The organism is Thalassococcus sp. S3 (assembly GCF_004216475.1).
GTDB lineage: Bacteria > Pseudomonadota > Alphaproteobacteria > Rhodobacterales > Rhodobacteraceae.
The window spans coordinates 2,096,521-2,111,016 of sequence record NZ_CP022303.1 but is presented as its reverse complement, the minus strand read 5'-3'; the positions used below and the strand labels follow the sequence as shown (position 1 = coordinate 2,111,016).

Genomic DNA, 14,496 nt, shown 5'->3' with positions numbered 1-14,496 from the left:
CCTGCCCGGGTATTAGCTGCCCCAGATGATGCGGACGTAGTTGCGGGTTTCCTTGAAGGGCGGGATGCCGCCATGCTTTTTCACCGCGCCCGGACCGGCATTGTAGGCGGCGAGCGCCAGGCGCCATGAGCCGAATGTGCGGTATTGCATGGAAAGGTATCGGGCGCCGCCATCAAGGTTTTCATAGGGGTCGTTCGGGTCGACGCGCAGCTTGCGCGCGGTGCCCGGCATCAACTGGGCCAACCCGATTGCCCCTTTGTGTGACAGCGCCTTTGGGTTCCAGTTGCTCTCTTGCTGGACGAGGCGCAGGAACAGGTCTTCCGGCACACCGTGACGTCGGGCCGCGTCCCGCGCCATGCCAAGATAGACGCCGCGATATTTACCATTATAGCCCGGCGCGTTCCACTTGCTGGGCGTGCGCACGGTCGGGGGCTGGAGCCTCACGGAATTGGCATATTGCTTGGAGGCCCGGCTATCAAGAACGCGCGCCTGGCTCTTGAAAAGGTCAGGCCTGTTCTTCGTCGAAAAGATGTCCGCCTGCGCCCCTGACGGTGCCGTAAGCGCTGCCGCGAAAACCGCGATGATCAATCTATGCATACCGCTAAAATGCCCCACACAATATGCGTTGGCGCGACTATAAGGATTTTCACGTGCATGACCAGTCCTTCCGCCCGCCGCAGTCATGGTTAACCCATTTTAAATCCCCTGCGAGGAAGTGTAGTCTTGCACAGTGACAACGCCCGAGGATTCGAGGGCAAAAACCAAGGCGACGACGGGGACATCATGGCAGGTTCGGTAAACAAGGTCATTCTGATCGGCAATCTTGGCCGCGACCCGGAGGTGCGGACCTTCCAGAATGGCGGCAAGGTCTGCAATCTTCGTATTGCGACCTCTGAAACATGGAAAGATCGCAACACCGGAGAGCGGCGCGAGAGAACGGAATGGCACAGCGTGGCCATCTTCTCGGAACCGCTTGCCCGGGTGGCCGAGCAATATCTGCGCAAAGGGTCCAAAGTCTATCTCGAAGGTCAGCTTGAGACGCGCAAATGGCAGGACCAGTCCGGTCAGGACCGCTACAGCACCGAGGTTGTCTTGCGTCCCTATACATCGACATTGACCATGCTCGACGGTCGCGGCGAAGGCGGCGGCGGTATGGGTGGTGGCGGCGGTGGCTATGGCGGCGGTCAGGGCGGCGGCTATGACAGCGGACCACAGGATGGCGGCTATGGCGGGGGGTCCGGCGGGGGCGGATCGCGCGATATCGACGATGAAATCCCCTTCTGATGACAACCATCGGATCAGCGGGCGGGACAGAACCGTTTTCGAAGTCGTTTGACGAAGGCAAGGTCAGAAAGGCCTTGATGACGGCCTGGTCGCTGGAGACAGCCGTTCAATGGACGCCGGAAAACCCGGCTTCGGGCCAGTGCAATGTCACGGCCGCCGTCGTAAACGATCTGTTCGGCGGGGACATTCTGCGCACCGATCTGGACGGCGTTTGGCACTATTATAACCGCATCGACGGTCAGGCGGTGGATCTGACGGACAGCCAATTCACAGCACCCGGCGCCCGGTTCACGGCGCCGGAACGCTACCAGGATGAGGTCACGACGCATGCGGCGGCGATGAGCGGTATTCCTCAGCGGGAATACGATACGCTTCGCGGTGCGCTGACGAAAGCGCTGGAGTGATGCGTCCTTAGGCTCTCTGCGCCAGCGCATCGCCAAGCACGGTGCGCACCTCATTGCGTGGAACATCCGACGTCACAAACGCCGACCCGATCCCGCGCGCAAGAATGAAGCGCAGTTGACCGTCGACCACCTTTTTGTCCTGCCCCATCAGATCCAGCAGACCGTCCGCATCGGGAAGTTCGCCGGAAATGTCCGCGAGACCCGCCTTCATGCCCATGGCTCGCAGATGCGCCAGAACGCGGCTGGGATCCTCCTGTGCGCAAAGGCCCAGCCTGCTTGACAACACAAAGGCCAGTCCGCACCCGATGGCCACGCCCTCCCCATGCAGCAATCTGTCGGAATAGCCCGTTGCGGCTTCCAGCGCGTGGCAAAACGTGTGACCCAGGTTCAGCAGGGCGCGATCCCCCTGCTCTGTCTCGTCGCGCGCCACGATATCCGCCTTCATCTGGACCGATCGTGTCACTGCCCGAACCCGCGCCTCCTGGTCTCCACCGGCCAGGTCGGTGCCATGCGTCTCGAGCCAATCGAAGAAGTCTGCGTCACCGAGAAGCCCGTATTTCACCACCTCGCCATATCCGGCCAGAAAATCACGCGGGCGAAGCGTGGAGAGGACATCGGTATCCGCCAGAACCAGCGCGGGCTGATGAAAGGCGCCGATCAGGTTCTTGCCTTGCGTCGCATTGATACCCGTCTTGCCGCCCACCGAACTGTCGACCTGGGCCAAAAGCGACGTGGGGATCTGCACAAACCGAACGCCCCTGCGCAGAATGGAGGCCGCAAATCCCACAAGATCGCCGATCACCCCACCGCCAAGGGCCACAACGACATCCCGACGCTCGATCTTCTGATCGAGCAGCCAATCAATCGTCTGCGTGAGGCGCGGCCAGGATTTGGTGGCTTCCCCGGGCGGGAGCGCAAGACTGACCATGTCGATGCCCTGCGCCTCAAGACCGCTGCGCAGGGTCTCAAGGTGCAGATCTTCCACGATAGTGTCGGTCACCGCCGCAACCCGGGGCCGCTGCAAAAGCGGTGCGATCAATGAGCCACTTTCGGCAAGCAGGCCGGGGCCGATCTGCACATCATATGCGCGATCTCCCAAGGGGACGTGAACGGTTTGGCGCATCACGAAATCTCCAGCACATCCGGCCGCGTGGACAGCGCCGCAATCACCCGATCGACCATCGTCTCGATGGATGCGACGCCATCTGAGACAACAATCAGGTCAGCCCTGGCATAGAGCGGCTCGCGATCCTTGTAGAGACCTTTCAGCGTCGCGTAAGGATCCGGCGTACGGAGCAACGGACGGGTGTCACGATGACGCACCCGCGACCACAACACGGCCAGATCAGCCTGCAGGCATACCGCGACACCCTTTTGCGAGATCAGCGTTCTGTTTTCCGACGCCAGATAAGCACCACCGCCCGTAGACAAGACAGCCGGCACCCCTTCGAGCAAGCGCGCGATGATCTGGCTTTCCTTGTCACGGAAAAAAGGCTCACCATCACGCGCAAAGATTTCCGGGATCGTCATGTTGGCCGCCAGCTCAATCTCGGCGTCGCTATCTTTGAACGGAACATGAAGTTTTGCCGCCAAAGCCTTGCCAACGGCGGTTTTTCCTGCTCCCATCATGCCGACCATCACGACTGTTTTGAGCAACCGGACGGACGCGCCTTCGGTATTATGTTCGGCCATGCTTTGCTCAATTTCCCTCATTCTTACGTGAATGACGTGATCTTATAAAAAAGGCCATATATAACTTGCGAAAAAGACCACGAGGCAGGGCTGTGAGGATCTTATGGGGCGCTTAATCAAGCTTCTGATTTATTTATTGTTTTTTGGCTTTGTCGGATTGGTGGCATATGCATATCTGGGTCCGTTTTTTGGCGCCGACTTCTCGGCGCCGCAAAACGAAGTCCGCGAACCCGTCATTCTGGATGGTCAATAGGGTCGCAGCCCTTGCCGGTCTTTTGGCCGGTTTGTCCACAAGTTTGGCAGGCGCGCAGGAACCTTTGTCGGTTATCGACTGGCTGAGCGAGAACCCCCCGGTTGTCGGGCCGCCAGTCATCGCGCCGAACGAACCACCGGTCTCTGACAGCGCGAAGAGACCTGAAATCACGGTGCGCACGCTTGATGCGGCAAGATCCCCGATCGGTCTTGTCCCGCCATCCGTCACGGGGCTGCCGCAAACGTTATGGCGCGGCAGCGAAACCGAAGTGCTCACGCGCCTGATTTCGAACGCGCCGGTGTCGCGCAGCCCGGCAATGCAAACGCTTCTCTATACATTGATCCTGAGCGAAGCGGCGCCGTTGCCAACCGTCCGCGCGGACGAGGCTGTCCTTCTTGCAAGGATCGACCGTCTGATCCAACTGGGCGCGATCGATCCCGCGCAATCCCTGATCGAACAGGCCGGTGCGGATCGCAATGCCGAGGTTTTCAGGCGCGCCTTTGAAACAGCGCTTTTGATCGGCTCCGAGGATAAGCGATGCGAGACGCTGCTGGACCAGCCGCATCTGTCGCCGGGGCTCGATGCGCAAATATTCTGCACCGCAAGGGCGGGTGATCTTACCGCGGCAAGCGTGATGTTCGACGGAGCCCGCGCCTTGGGTATGATGCCCGCCGATACCACGGACGCCCTCGACAGATTTCTCTACCCGGAAGTCTTCGAGGAGGCTGCCCCTCTTCCCGTGCCGAATGATCCCGATCCGCTTTTGTTCCGGCTCTTTGAAGCGATTGGAGAACCCCTGCCCTCCGCGCCCCTGCCCCGCGCCTTCGCCGCGGCGGATCTGAGGGACCTGGCCGGCTGGAAGGCACAATTGGAGGCGGCAGAACGACTTGCGCGCACCGGGGCGCTGAGCACCAATCGCCTTCTGGGTCTTTATACCGCGCGACTTCCAGCCGCATCAGGCGGTGTCTGGGACCGGGTCGAGGCGCTGCAACGCTTTGAAACGGCGTTGCGCACGCGCAGCCCCACAGCCGTCTCTCGAACCTTGCGCCAAGCCTGGCGCGCTATGAAAGAGGCAAGCCTGGAGGTCCCCTTTGCAGCTTTGTTTGCAGAGCCCTTGTCCAATGTGCGCTTGAACGATCCGGATCTGGCGCGCCTGCAATTGCGCATCGCACTTCTGTCTCCCGGATATGAAACAGCAGCGAACCGGATCGCATCCGCCGGACCGGAGAGTGCGTTTTGGGCCGGCCTGGCTCAGGGTCAACCTGAAAGCGCTCCCCCTCCGACAGCGCAGGCCGAAGCGATAGCCTTGGCTTTCGAACCCGACCCCGAACTGCCCGACAATCTTTCGGCGGAGACGCTCGGAGAGACAATCCTGCGTCTCATGGTCCTCTTTGATCGGGGCGTAGGAGGGAATATGCAGGATTTGACCGAGGCAATTGCGGGCTTTCGTGCCCTGGGGCTTGAAGATACGGCCCGCCGCGCCAGCCTTCAAGCGCTCTTGCTAGAGCGGGGACCGGTGCAATGAGCAAGGACAGTACAGACACGGACAGATGGATTTCCACCTTTCTGGACGCGCAGGCAGCCGAATTGGGCGCTACCACCAATACGCAGCTTGCCTATGGTCGGGACCTCAAGGATTTCGGGTCTTGGCTGATGCGCAACGGATCGGACTTCGAAACTGCGGGGCGAAACGATGTAGAGACCTATCTGATTTTCTGTGCGGATCAGGGGCTCGCCAAATCGACACGCGCGAGGCGCCTGTCGGCGATCAAGCAGATCTTTCGGTTTGCGTTTGAAGAGGGCTGGCGCAGTGACAATCCGGCGATCCAGATCAAGGGACCGGGCCGCGATCAGCGCCTTCCCAAGACCCTGGACGTCGCCGAAGTCGACCGCCTTCTCGAAGCCGCAAGGGCATCGGGGCGGTCTCAATCGGACCGGTTGCGCAACACATGCCTGATGGAACTGCTTTATGCGACGGGGATGCGGGTGAGCGAGCTGGTTTCCCTACCGGTCTCGGCTGCGCGAGGTGATCCGCGCATGTTGCTGATCATGGGCAAGGGTGGAAAAGAGCGGATGGTGCCGCTCTCCCCTCCCGCGCGAGAGGCGCTTGCGGCATGGCTCACGGATCGTGACGCGACCGAAGACAAGGCCATCGGCAGCGGAAAACCGGCATCGAAATTTCTCTTCCCGTCCCGCGGTAAATCGGGCCATCTCACAAGGCACCGCTTTTACCTGCTGATCAAGGAATTGGCCGTCACGGGCGGTGTTGCCCAGGACAAGGTGACGCCGCACACGCTGCGCCATGCCTTTGCAACGCATTTGCTGGCTAACGGCGCTGATTTGAGGTCCATCCAAACCCTTCTGGGTCACGCGGATGTGGCGACGACCGAAATCTACACCCATGTCCTTGACGAGCGGCTGGCGGATCTGGTTTTGGACCATCATCCCCTGGCAAGCGACGCCGACAAGCGCAAAACCCGATAGATATGCCGCCTCTTGATTGATCGCATGGGGGAGACCATAACCCTATGCATCAGTAGGTACGGGATTTTTTGACAATGGAAACCGCCACTTCGGCTCTTGATGGCGCGTTTTGGATCACGTGCGGCGTGATCCTTCTCTTGCTCGTTCTGTCGGGCTTTTTCTCCGGATCGGAAACCGCGCTCACCGCGGCATCCCGGGGTAAGCTGCGCAGTCAGGCCGACAAAGGGTCGAAAGGGGCGCAGCGGGCGCTCAAGATCACCGAAGACAATGAAAGGCTGATAGGGTCGGTCCTGCTGGGCAACAATCTGGTCAATATCTTGGCGGCCTCGCTTGCTACGTCGATTTTCACCCGCGCCTTCGGGGAAAGCGGCGTGGCCCTCGCGACCCTTGTGATGACCTTTCTGGTCCTGATCTTCGCGGAGGTTCTGCCGAAAACATACGCGATCACCAATGCGGAGAAGGCTGCTTCGGCGGTGGCCTCGCCGATCTCGGTCGTTGTGACGGTATTTGCACCGGTGGTGAGCGCGGTACGGCTGCTCGTCCGCGGTGTTTTACGCATCTTTGGCGTTCAGATCGACCCGGACAGCCACATTTTGGCAGTCAGGGAAGAAATCGCGGGCGCCCTTCAACTGGGCCATTCCGAAGGCGTGGTCGAGAAAGAGGACCGGGACCGGGTTCTTGGCGCACTGGACCTGAATGACAGGGTGGTTGAGGAAATCATGCTGCACCGCTCAGGGATCGAGATGATCGATGCGGCGGATCAGCCAGAGGCCATCCTGCAGCAATGCCTTGAAAGCAACCATACCCGGCTGCCGGTTTTCAAGGACGAACCGGAAAATATCATCGGCGTTGTGCACGCAAAGGACCTGCTGAGAGCGATGTACAAGGAGATTGGCGGCCCGGAAGGAGATGCCAAGGCCCTTGCCAGATTTCAGATCACGGACGTGGCGATGCCGCCCTACTTTGTACCGGAGACCACGACACTGGACGAACAAATGCGGCAATTCCTGCGCATGCGGACGCATTTTGCCCTGGTTGTCGACGAATACGGATCGCTTCAGGGTTTGCTGACGCTGGAGGATATCCTTGAGGAAATCGTGGGAGAGATCACGGATGAATTCGACCCCGAGGAGGATCTGATCATCAAGCCGTCGGAGGACGGACATTACCTGGTCGAAGGCAGCATGACCATCCGGGATCTCAATCGGGCCACAGACTGGTCGCTGCCGGATGAAGAGGCAAACACCGTCGCCGGACTTGTCATTCACGAAGCCCAGATGATCCCGACCAAGGGCCAGGTGTTTTCCTTTCACGGATTTCGTTTTGAAGTGACAGAGCGCGAAGGCAATCGGATCACCAACCTGAAGATCCGCCCCCTTTAACCAACAGTCTCGTTCTGGCGTCGTTTTCTATGTTAGAAAACGGCCGGAAAATTCTGAATTTTCCGGTTGCTGGGAGCCCTCAGTATAAGAGGCGCAAGCGTTTTCCGTGTCGGAAAACGACCGGAAAATTTGAAATTTTCCGGCGCGCCATGGGTTGGCTTGCTCACCCGATATTCAGTTCGCGTTCCATCTCTTTCCGCATCCGAAACTTCTGCGGCTTACCCGTGACCGTCATCGGTAAGTCGGCCTTGATCCGAACATGCAACGGGATTTTGTAATGCGCGATCCGCTCGCGACAGAAGTCGCGCACCTCCTCTTCGGACAGGGATGCCCCCTCCCGCGCAACAATCCAAGCGCACACCACTTCACCCAACGCTCCGTCCGGAATACCAAAAACCTGCGCAAGGGCGATATCGGGATGGGTGAACAAAAAGTCCTCGACTTCCTTTGGATAGATGTTTTCCCCACCCCGCAAAATCATATCCTTCACCCGCCCGGTGATGGTGCAGTATCCGTCCCGATCAATGACGGCGAGATCCCCGGTATGCATCCAACCTTCCACATCGATGCTCTCAGATGTTTTCCCGGGCTCGTCCCAATATCCCTGCATGACCGAGTAACCGCGCGTCACCAGTTCCCCCTGCACGTCGACAAGAACGGTCTGCCCCTCTGCGTCAATGACCTTGCATTCGACATGAGGATGAATGCGCCCAACCGAACTCACACGCTTGTCGAGCGGGTCGTCTACGTTGCTCTGAAAGGACACCGGCGACGTCTCCGTCATGCCGTACGCGATCGTGACCTCACTCATGTTCATCTCGGCCTGCACGCGCTTCATCACCTCGATCGGACAGGGCGCTCCGGCCATGATGCCGGTCCGCAGATGCGTCAGATCAAAGCGGTGAAAATCATCAAGGGCCAATTCGGACACGAACATCGTCGGCACGCCGTAAAGAGCGGTACATTTCTCTTCAGAGACCGCTGTGAGCGTTTGAGCGGCATCAAAGCCCTCGCCCGGCACAACCATCGTCGCCCCCTTACTCACACATCCCAAAGTGCCCATGACCATGCCGAAGCAATGATAAAACGGCACAGGAATGCAAAGGCGATCCCGGTCACTGAACCGCATCGTTTTGGTAACGAAATGGGCGTTGTTGACGATGTTGCGATGCGTCAGGCAGGCGCCTTTGGGGCTGCCGGTGGTCCCGCTGGTGAATTGGATGTTGATCGGATCGGTTTGAGACAGGCTTCGGGTGATCTCATCAAGACGCGACCGGGCGACCTGGTCTCCCTTAGTACAAAGCGCATCAAAGCCGATCATGCCAAAGGGCGTATCAGACCCCATGGCGATGACATTGCGCAGATGAGGCAATCGCGCAGCGCGCAGATCGCCCGGAGGCGCTGAAGCAAGCTCGGGAGCGAGCTCTTGGATCATTTCGATATAGTTCGAGGACTTGAACAGAGGGGCGAGAACAAGCGTGTTACACCCGACCTTGTTCAAGGCATATTCCAGTTCATAGAGCCGATAAGCAGGATTTATGCAGACCAGGATGGCCCCGATCCGGGCCGTGGCAAACTGTGTCAGAAGCCATTCGATCCGGTTTGGCGACCAGATACCGACCCTGTCGCCGCGCGCCACCCCAAGATCCAGCAAACCGCCGGCCAGACGATCCACTTGATGCGCCAATTCGGAATAGGTCCAACGTATCTCCTGCGCCGGAAATACAGCGGCTTCGTTCTGCCCGAATTCAGCAACGGCATGCGCCAAAAGGCCCGGGATCGTTTCGGTTCTCAACGGGTCATGCGTATCACCCAAGACATGAGACATCGCATCGCGCGGTCGTCGGTCTGACGTCATTTCGTGCTCCTCCCCGCGCATCAGTCTGCACTGACAAATCTGCCCTGTCGACACTGGAACGCGCGCGCACACGAAAGCTTAACGGTCGGCATGCTAAGCCCCAACGACCGAAAGAGGACGTGCGGAACATGATATCTCCCTTAAGCCTCACCATGGCGCGACGATACATCCTGACACTCATGCTTGCTTTGGCAGGTGCCCTGGCTGCTGGCCATGTTCAGGCCGCGTGTTCGAAGCTGCCGCAGCTTTCTGACCTTCTGGAAGCCTCGGATCTTTCCCTCGACGGGCATAGAGCGCCGGATCAAAAGACTTTGATACGGTTGAACAATCTAACCATGTCGCTCAGTCGGGCGCGCCTTCAGGCCAATCTTCAATCTGCAGGCCACAAGGCCAGCTATCCCCATGTCAGTCTCTTTGTCACCGATGTCGCACTTTTCGCGGCAACAGGTCTGCGTGACGGTCCGGAAGCCGCGCAGCGATACGCCCTTAAATCCGCGTTCCAGGTGCGCCTCGACTTGGTGCGTACATTGCTCGAGGAGATTTGCGGTCAGGACAGCTTTACCAAGGAACGCGCGGTCACGCTGGCGAGATTGGGGGAGCTTTCGATTGCGACCCTCAGGGGGATCTTCCTTGATGCATCCGGGGTTTTCCGTCTGGGCAGCGTGTTCGCGGTTTTGCTTATGCTGGTCTTCACGCTGTCGTTGGGGCGACTGTCAATAAATTGGCTCAACTCCTACATGCGGTTTCGGCATGCCTGTCAGCTTCCCGCACAGCTTATATGCGGACCGCATGTTATCGACGGAAACATCATCGTGGTTGGGCGCCAAGGTTGCAATTTCCGCCCGGTCGCACCGCCGGGTTCATCGGTGACAGCGGCCATGAAACGCGGGTCGACATGCAGGCTGACATGCGGGACCTGGACCGTGACGGCCAAGACCAATCGCGGGCTGACAAGTACGGTCGGCCTGCTGTTTGACGATCCGCAAGTTCCGTCCGTGCTTCGAACCCTGCTCAGATCATCACGGGTTCCCGTCCGGCGGACAACTTCCAGAGGGGAGCAGAGCGAAGGCCTTCTCACTCAGATCTTTCAGCATTGATCGTGATCTGCCATCCGCCGTATTCAGATAAGATCCATCGCCCCTTTGGCATTTGCCCTGAAAGCGGCGGGCTATCCGGCAGGATGCGGTGCGACTGCGTCACGCGCGCAGGCGCTCGCCCTGCGGATCGAAGGGAGGCTCGGACAGGATCGTCGCCTTGTGGGGGCGCCCAAGAACCATGACATCCACACGCTCCCCTGCCGCGGCGCCTGCGACATACCCCAATGCGAGCGACGCGCCGACGCTATAGCCATATGCACCTGATGTGACCCGCCCGATGCCACGCCCCTCCCTGAAGATCGGCTCGCCCCCCGTCGCATCCGCGTTCGACGAAGCGACATCCGCGTCGTCCAACGCGAGAAGCACAAGGTGTTCGCGCGGGGGGCGTGACAACGTGTCAGCCACGGCCGCTTTGTTCAGGAATGCCTTGTCCATCTTGCACAAACGCGCCAGCCCGACCTCTTGCGGCCAGTATTCAGGGCTATATTCCCGCCCCCAGGACCCATATCCCTTCTCGATGCGCAAACTCATCAATGCCCGGCTGCCGACGGGGCCGGCACCGACCTCGCGACCCGCTTCAAGCAGCGCATCGTAAAGCCGCTGCTGATCCCGCTCTGCGCAATGCAATTCCCATCCAAGATCGCCGGTGAAAGACACCCGCAGCGCGGTGACATCGACACCGGCGACCTCTATCACCCGCGAGCGCATGAACGGGAAGTCTTTTGTCGCCAGGGAGACATTCGTCAGCCTCTGCAGCAAATCCCGTGATCTTGGCCCAGCCACGTTGAACCCGCAGGTACTGTCGGTCACGCTCTGAAACGAGGTACCGGCCGGCAGCGGCACCTCGGCGAAAAAGCGGCTGTGATACCGCTCGGCCATGCCCGAACCGATGACCCAGAACCTGTCCTCTTCCAGCCGGGTCACCGTGAAATCGCCAGCGATCCCCCCGCGCTTTCCGATCAACGGCGTCAGGCAGGAGCGCCCGACCTCCCGTGGCATGTGGTTGGCAAAGACGGCGTTCAGCCAATCCTCCGCATGCGCACCCCGGCATTCGTAAATGGCAAAGTTCGAGATATCGATAATGCCTGCCCGGTCGCGCAGCATTCTGCATTCCGCGCCCACGGGGTCCCACCAATTCTGCCTGGTAAAGCCGTTGGTCTGTGTCACATCCGGTCGATCCGCGAACCAGAGCGGATGTTCCCAGCCGAAGTTCAAGCCAAAGACCGCCCCCATCTCGCGTTGCTTCTCATAGGCCGGGCGTTTGCGGACCGGACGCCCCGCGTCCCGCTCTTCATTGGGGAAATGGATCGAGAACCGGTGCGCATACTGATCCGCGACACGGGCCTTGGTAAACGCCTTGCCGGCCCAGGATCCAAAGCGGGCCATGTCCCAGGGAAAGAGATCGTATTGCGTTTCGCCTTCGACCATCCATTGCGCTGCCATCAAACCCATCCCGCCGGACTGCGAAAAGCCAGGGATGATGCCGTTACAGCAAAAATAGTGCCGCAACTCCGGGACCGGCCCGAAGAGAACGTTGGAATCCGGCGACCAGATCATCGGACCATTGATCACCCTCTTGATACCGGCCACCCCGACCGCGGGGACACGGGCAATGGCGCGCATCATGTTGTCTTCGATCCGCTCCAGATCGTCGGCGAACAGTTCATGGCCGAAACCCGCGGGCGTTCCGTCTTCTGCCCAAAGGCGGACATCGCGTTCATACGCCCCGACCAGCAGCCCCTGCCCTTCCTGACGGAGGTAGTATTCGCCATCCCGATCCGCGACGGACGGCAGACGGCGGTCCATGGCTTCGATCTCCGCGATGGGTTCGGTGACGAAATACTGATGTTCGGTGGGCTGCAACGGCAATTCCAGCCCCGCAAGCGCCGCGACTTCGCGCCCCCAAAGCCCCGCGGCATTGACGATCCAGCGCGTCCTGATCTCTCCCTGAGGTGTCCGTACGATCCAGGATCCGTCCGGCTGCTGCTCCGTCGCGGTGACAGGACAAAAACGATGGATTTCCGCCCCCCGCGCGCGGGCGCCCGCCGCATAGGCGCTGGTGACCCCAGAGGGATCGACATTTCCGCCGTCCGGCTCCCACATGATGCAGCGGATCCCGTCGAAATCGACAAGCGGATGCAGGCGCTCTGCCTCGTCGCGCGATACCTCGTGAAAGTTCATGCCGTAAAGCCGCGCCTTGGCCTCTTGCAATCGCAGCTGATGCTCTCGCTGTTCGGTTTGCGCGAGATAAAGACTTCCGGGCTGAAACACGCCGCAGCCCTGCCCCGTTTCAGCCTCCAGCTCTTTATAGAGCGTCATGGTATAGTGCTGAATGCGGCTGATATTCGTGTTATCATGAAGGCCGTGGATATTCGCAGCCGCGTGCCAGGTCGATCCTGACGTCAGCTCGTCCCGCTCAAGCAGCACCACATCGGTCCAGCCAAGTTTCGTGAGATGATAGAGGATCGAACATCCGATAACGCCACCTCCGATAACCACCGCCTGCGCGTCTGTCCGCATGTCGTCTTTCCTTGTCACACTCTGCGTGTGTCACCCTGCACCCATGGCGCTTGAGGCAGATTGCACAACCACGACATGCGACGTCGCGGTTGGGCCAGGACCGTCATTATTCAGACGTCGATCCGGTTTGTGGCAGATGGCGGCTGAGCCTGTCGCGATCCGCCGCCCAGTCCAGAGCCTCCGATGCACGGTCGTAATATTCGCGCGCCATCTCTGCGGCGACGGAGGACAAGCCCGGATCGGGATGATGGGCCAGACTGCCAAGCGCCTTTTGCAGGCGTTGCTGCACCTCAAGCAGATGCGCGCCGTCCCGTGCGATGCCCCCGAATGCGTCCATCAGCAGATCGCGCGGGTCGAGGGGACGCACATACAAATGCTCGTTCCGGGGCGCTGTGTCGGTGGATGTCTCATCCCGGTAGCGCCCCAGGATCTTGGCCATGCGGTTCAACACATCGATGGCCGTGCCGGGGTCGTTGATCCCCGGCGAAAGCGCGCGCGAGCCGATCTCGGACAAGAGCAAAAGACCAAAGCGGGGATCCTGATCATGGGTCCGGACATCCCCCAGAACCAAGAGCTGTACAATCTCATGTTCCAGCTTTTCGGGATCGTCAGGCTCTCCGACGATCCACAGCAGCGGTTCATTTGCAAAGATAAAGCTCCCGACGGCGCGATGCAGGAACAAGCGAACATCATGCTCCACCGCCACTTCCTGCAAGGCGTCAGCGAAAACATGTTGGACATAGCCACTGCGCTCTGAGTTCAGCGACCACGCCTCCGACGGGATGTCATCGGTCCACGAACAGGCCCCAAGGCACGGGGTCTGAAGCCGTTCTTCAAAGCGCCTGAGCGTGATTTCTTCGATCTGTCGCGTGGTGTCGATGAGACTGCCAAGGGTCTGAAGGTGAAGGACCCAGCGGATCAACGAGAAGACCACATAGGCCAGAACCAGCACCGTCGTCCAAAAAAGGACAAGCGCCCGATCATCGACATATATGCCCGTCTCTCGCAAAATGATGGCCACCAGCGAGAAGACAAAGGCGCCTGTAAAGGCCGCCAGCGTGTTCTGCGTGACCGCATCCTGCATGATCAATTGGTGAACGCGCGGCGTCCACTGGCTTGAGCTGGCCTGATAGACGCTCACCATGACAGTCAGGGAAAAGGTGGTCACGGCAAGCATCGCGCTGGCGATCAGGTTCAAAAGCCGGTCGGCTGAGGACCCCGGCACGCCAGAAGCCAATTCTGATGGCACAAACGGCTCAACCAATTGCGTCAGACCCAGCGACAGGAACGCAAGCAACCCCATCAGCATGACGCGCACCCAAAGCTGCCGCGCATAGTGACGCGTCAGTTGGAGGGCCATTTTAGGAAGGCGACGTATCAAATCCATGAGGTTCAACCCCTGATGCGTTCAAACCGTTCCCTGCTTCGTTCGCGACAGGAAATGTCGCGCATGCTCTTTCATGGTCGACGCAAAGCCCCATAAAGTTGCGCTAAGTGGCGATCAGGCCATCGACCGAACAAA

The 14,496-nt window shown here is 59.7% G+C and carries 12 protein-coding genes; 6 read left to right on the top strand and 6 right to left on the bottom strand.

Annotation, left to right across the window (positions count from 1 at the left end; all coding sequences use genetic code 11):
* Positions 1–12: 12 nt before the first annotated feature.
* Positions 13–597 carry a lytic transglycosylase domain-containing protein gene (locus CFI11_RS10595; protein WP_130405723.1) on the bottom strand — a complete coding sequence of 195 codons (585 nt, stop codon included), beginning with the start codon at positions 595–597 and terminating at the stop codon, positions 13–15.
* 186 nt (positions 598–783) lie between these two features.
* Here CFI11_RS10595 and ssb point away from each other — a divergent pair, with 186 nt between their 5' ends.
* Positions 784–1,284, top strand: coding sequence for a single-stranded DNA-binding protein (gene ssb, locus CFI11_RS10590; RefSeq protein ID WP_130405721.1), 501 nt, complete (start codon positions 784–786; stop codon positions 1,282–1,284).
* Positions 1,284–1,688, top strand: coding sequence for a hypothetical protein (locus tag CFI11_RS10585; RefSeq protein ID WP_130405719.1), 405 nt, complete (start codon positions 1,284–1,286; stop codon positions 1,686–1,688). Before ssb ends, CFI11_RS10585 begins: the two co-directional genes overlap by 1 nt.
* Positions 1,689–1,695: 7 nt before the next feature.
* Here the strand turns inward: CFI11_RS10585 and aroB are convergent, their stop codons facing one another.
* Positions 1,696–2,811, bottom strand: coding sequence for a 3-dehydroquinate synthase (gene aroB, locus CFI11_RS10580; RefSeq protein WP_130405717.1), 1,116 nt, complete (start codon positions 2,809–2,811; stop codon positions 1,696–1,698).
* Positions 2,811–3,401, bottom strand: coding sequence for a shikimate kinase (locus CFI11_RS10575; RefSeq protein ID WP_130405715.1), 591 nt, complete (start codon positions 3,399–3,401; stop codon positions 2,811–2,813). The genes aroB and CFI11_RS10575 overlap by 1 nt, the downstream gene beginning before the upstream one ends.
* 221 nt (positions 3,402–3,622) lie before the next feature.
* Here CFI11_RS10575 and CFI11_RS10570 point away from each other — a divergent pair, with 221 nt between their 5' ends.
* From CFI11_RS10570 to CFI11_RS10560, 3 genes are all read left to right on the top strand, one after another.
* A complete protein-coding gene (locus tag CFI11_RS10570) occupies positions 3,623–5,158 on the top strand; it encodes a hypothetical protein (RefSeq protein ID WP_130405713.1) in 1,536 nt (511 codons plus the stop codon).
* Complete coding sequence (locus tag CFI11_RS10565) at positions 5,155–6,117, top strand: site-specific tyrosine recombinase XerD (RefSeq protein ID WP_130405711.1); 963 nt, start codon at positions 5,155–5,157, stop codon at positions 6,115–6,117. Before CFI11_RS10570 ends, CFI11_RS10565 begins: the two co-directional genes overlap by 4 nt.
* Before the next feature lie 74 nt (positions 6,118–6,191).
* On the top strand, positions 6,192–7,499 hold the full coding sequence (locus CFI11_RS10560) for an HlyC/CorC family transporter (RefSeq protein WP_130405709.1): 1,308 nt from the start codon (positions 6,192–6,194) through the stop codon (positions 7,497–7,499).
* Between the two features lie 163 nt (positions 7,500–7,662).
* Here CFI11_RS10560 and CFI11_RS10555 read toward each other — a convergent pair whose 3' ends face one another.
* Positions 7,663–9,357 carry an AMP-binding protein gene (locus CFI11_RS10555; protein ID WP_130405707.1) on the bottom strand — a complete coding sequence of 565 codons (1,695 nt, stop codon included), beginning with the start codon at positions 9,355–9,357 and terminating at the stop codon, positions 7,663–7,665.
* 128 nt (positions 9,358–9,485) lie between these two features.
* On the opposite strand from CFI11_RS10555, the gene CFI11_RS10550 reads away from it, so the two are divergent.
* The gene (locus CFI11_RS10550) at positions 9,486–10,454 is read left to right on the top strand and encodes a hypothetical protein (protein ID WP_130405705.1); all 969 of its coding nucleotides are present in this window, start codon (positions 9,486–9,488) and stop codon (positions 10,452–10,454) included.
* 99 nt (positions 10,455–10,553) lie between these two features.
* On the opposite strand, the gene CFI11_RS10545 is transcribed toward CFI11_RS10550, so the two are convergent.
* A complete protein-coding gene (locus CFI11_RS10545) occupies positions 10,554–12,974 on the bottom strand; it encodes an FAD-dependent oxidoreductase (protein ID WP_130405703.1) in 2,421 nt (806 codons plus the stop codon).
* 106 nt (positions 12,975–13,080) lie between these two features.
* A complete protein-coding gene (locus tag CFI11_RS10540; protein WP_254449064.1) occupies positions 13,081–14,361 on the bottom strand; it encodes a DUF2254 domain-containing protein in 1,281 nt (426 codons plus the stop codon).
* Between the last annotated feature and the right edge of the window lie 135 nt (positions 14,362–14,496).

What these genes read in the sequence shown, in the direction of transcription:
- CFI11_RS10575 (WP_130405715.1), bottom strand. Translation starts at nt 3,401, where the DNA reads ATGAGGGAAATTGAGCAAAGCATGGCCGAACATAATACCGAAGGCGCG.
- ssb (WP_130405721.1), top strand. Translation starts at nt 784, where the DNA reads ATGGCAGGTTCGGTAAACAAGGTCATTCTGATCGGCAATCTTGGCCGC.
- CFI11_RS10550 (WP_130405705.1), top strand. Translation starts at nt 9,486, where the DNA reads ATGATATCTCCCTTAAGCCTCACCATGGCGCGACGATACATCCTGACA.
- aroB (WP_130405717.1), bottom strand. Translation starts at nt 2,811, where the DNA reads ATGCGCCAAACCGTTCACGTCCCCTTGGGAGATCGCGCATATGATGTG.
- CFI11_RS10560 (WP_130405709.1), top strand. Translation starts at nt 6,192, where the DNA reads ATGGAAACCGCCACTTCGGCTCTTGATGGCGCGTTTTGGATCACGTGC.
- CFI11_RS10555 (WP_130405707.1), bottom strand. Translation starts at nt 9,357, where the DNA reads ATGACGTCAGACCGACGACCGCGCGATGCGATGTCTCATGTCTTGGGT.
- CFI11_RS10595 (WP_130405723.1), bottom strand. Translation starts at nt 597, where the DNA reads ATGCATAGATTGATCATCGCGGTTTTCGCGGCAGCGCTTACGGCACCG.
- CFI11_RS10540 (WP_254449064.1), bottom strand. Translation starts at nt 14,361, where the DNA reads ATGGATTTGATACGTCGCCTTCCTAAAATGGCCCTCCAACTGACGCGT.
- CFI11_RS10570 (WP_130405713.1), top strand. Translation starts at nt 3,623, where the DNA reads ATGGTCAATAGGGTCGCAGCCCTTGCCGGTCTTTTGGCCGGTTTGTCC.
- CFI11_RS10585 (WP_130405719.1), top strand. Translation starts at nt 1,284, where the DNA reads ATGACAACCATCGGATCAGCGGGCGGGACAGAACCGTTTTCGAAGTCG.
- CFI11_RS10545 (WP_130405703.1), bottom strand. Translation starts at nt 12,974, where the DNA reads ATGCGGACAGACGCGCAGGCGGTGGTTATCGGAGGTGGCGTTATCGGA.
- CFI11_RS10565 (WP_130405711.1), top strand. Translation starts at nt 5,155, where the DNA reads ATGAGCAAGGACAGTACAGACACGGACAGATGGATTTCCACCTTTCTG.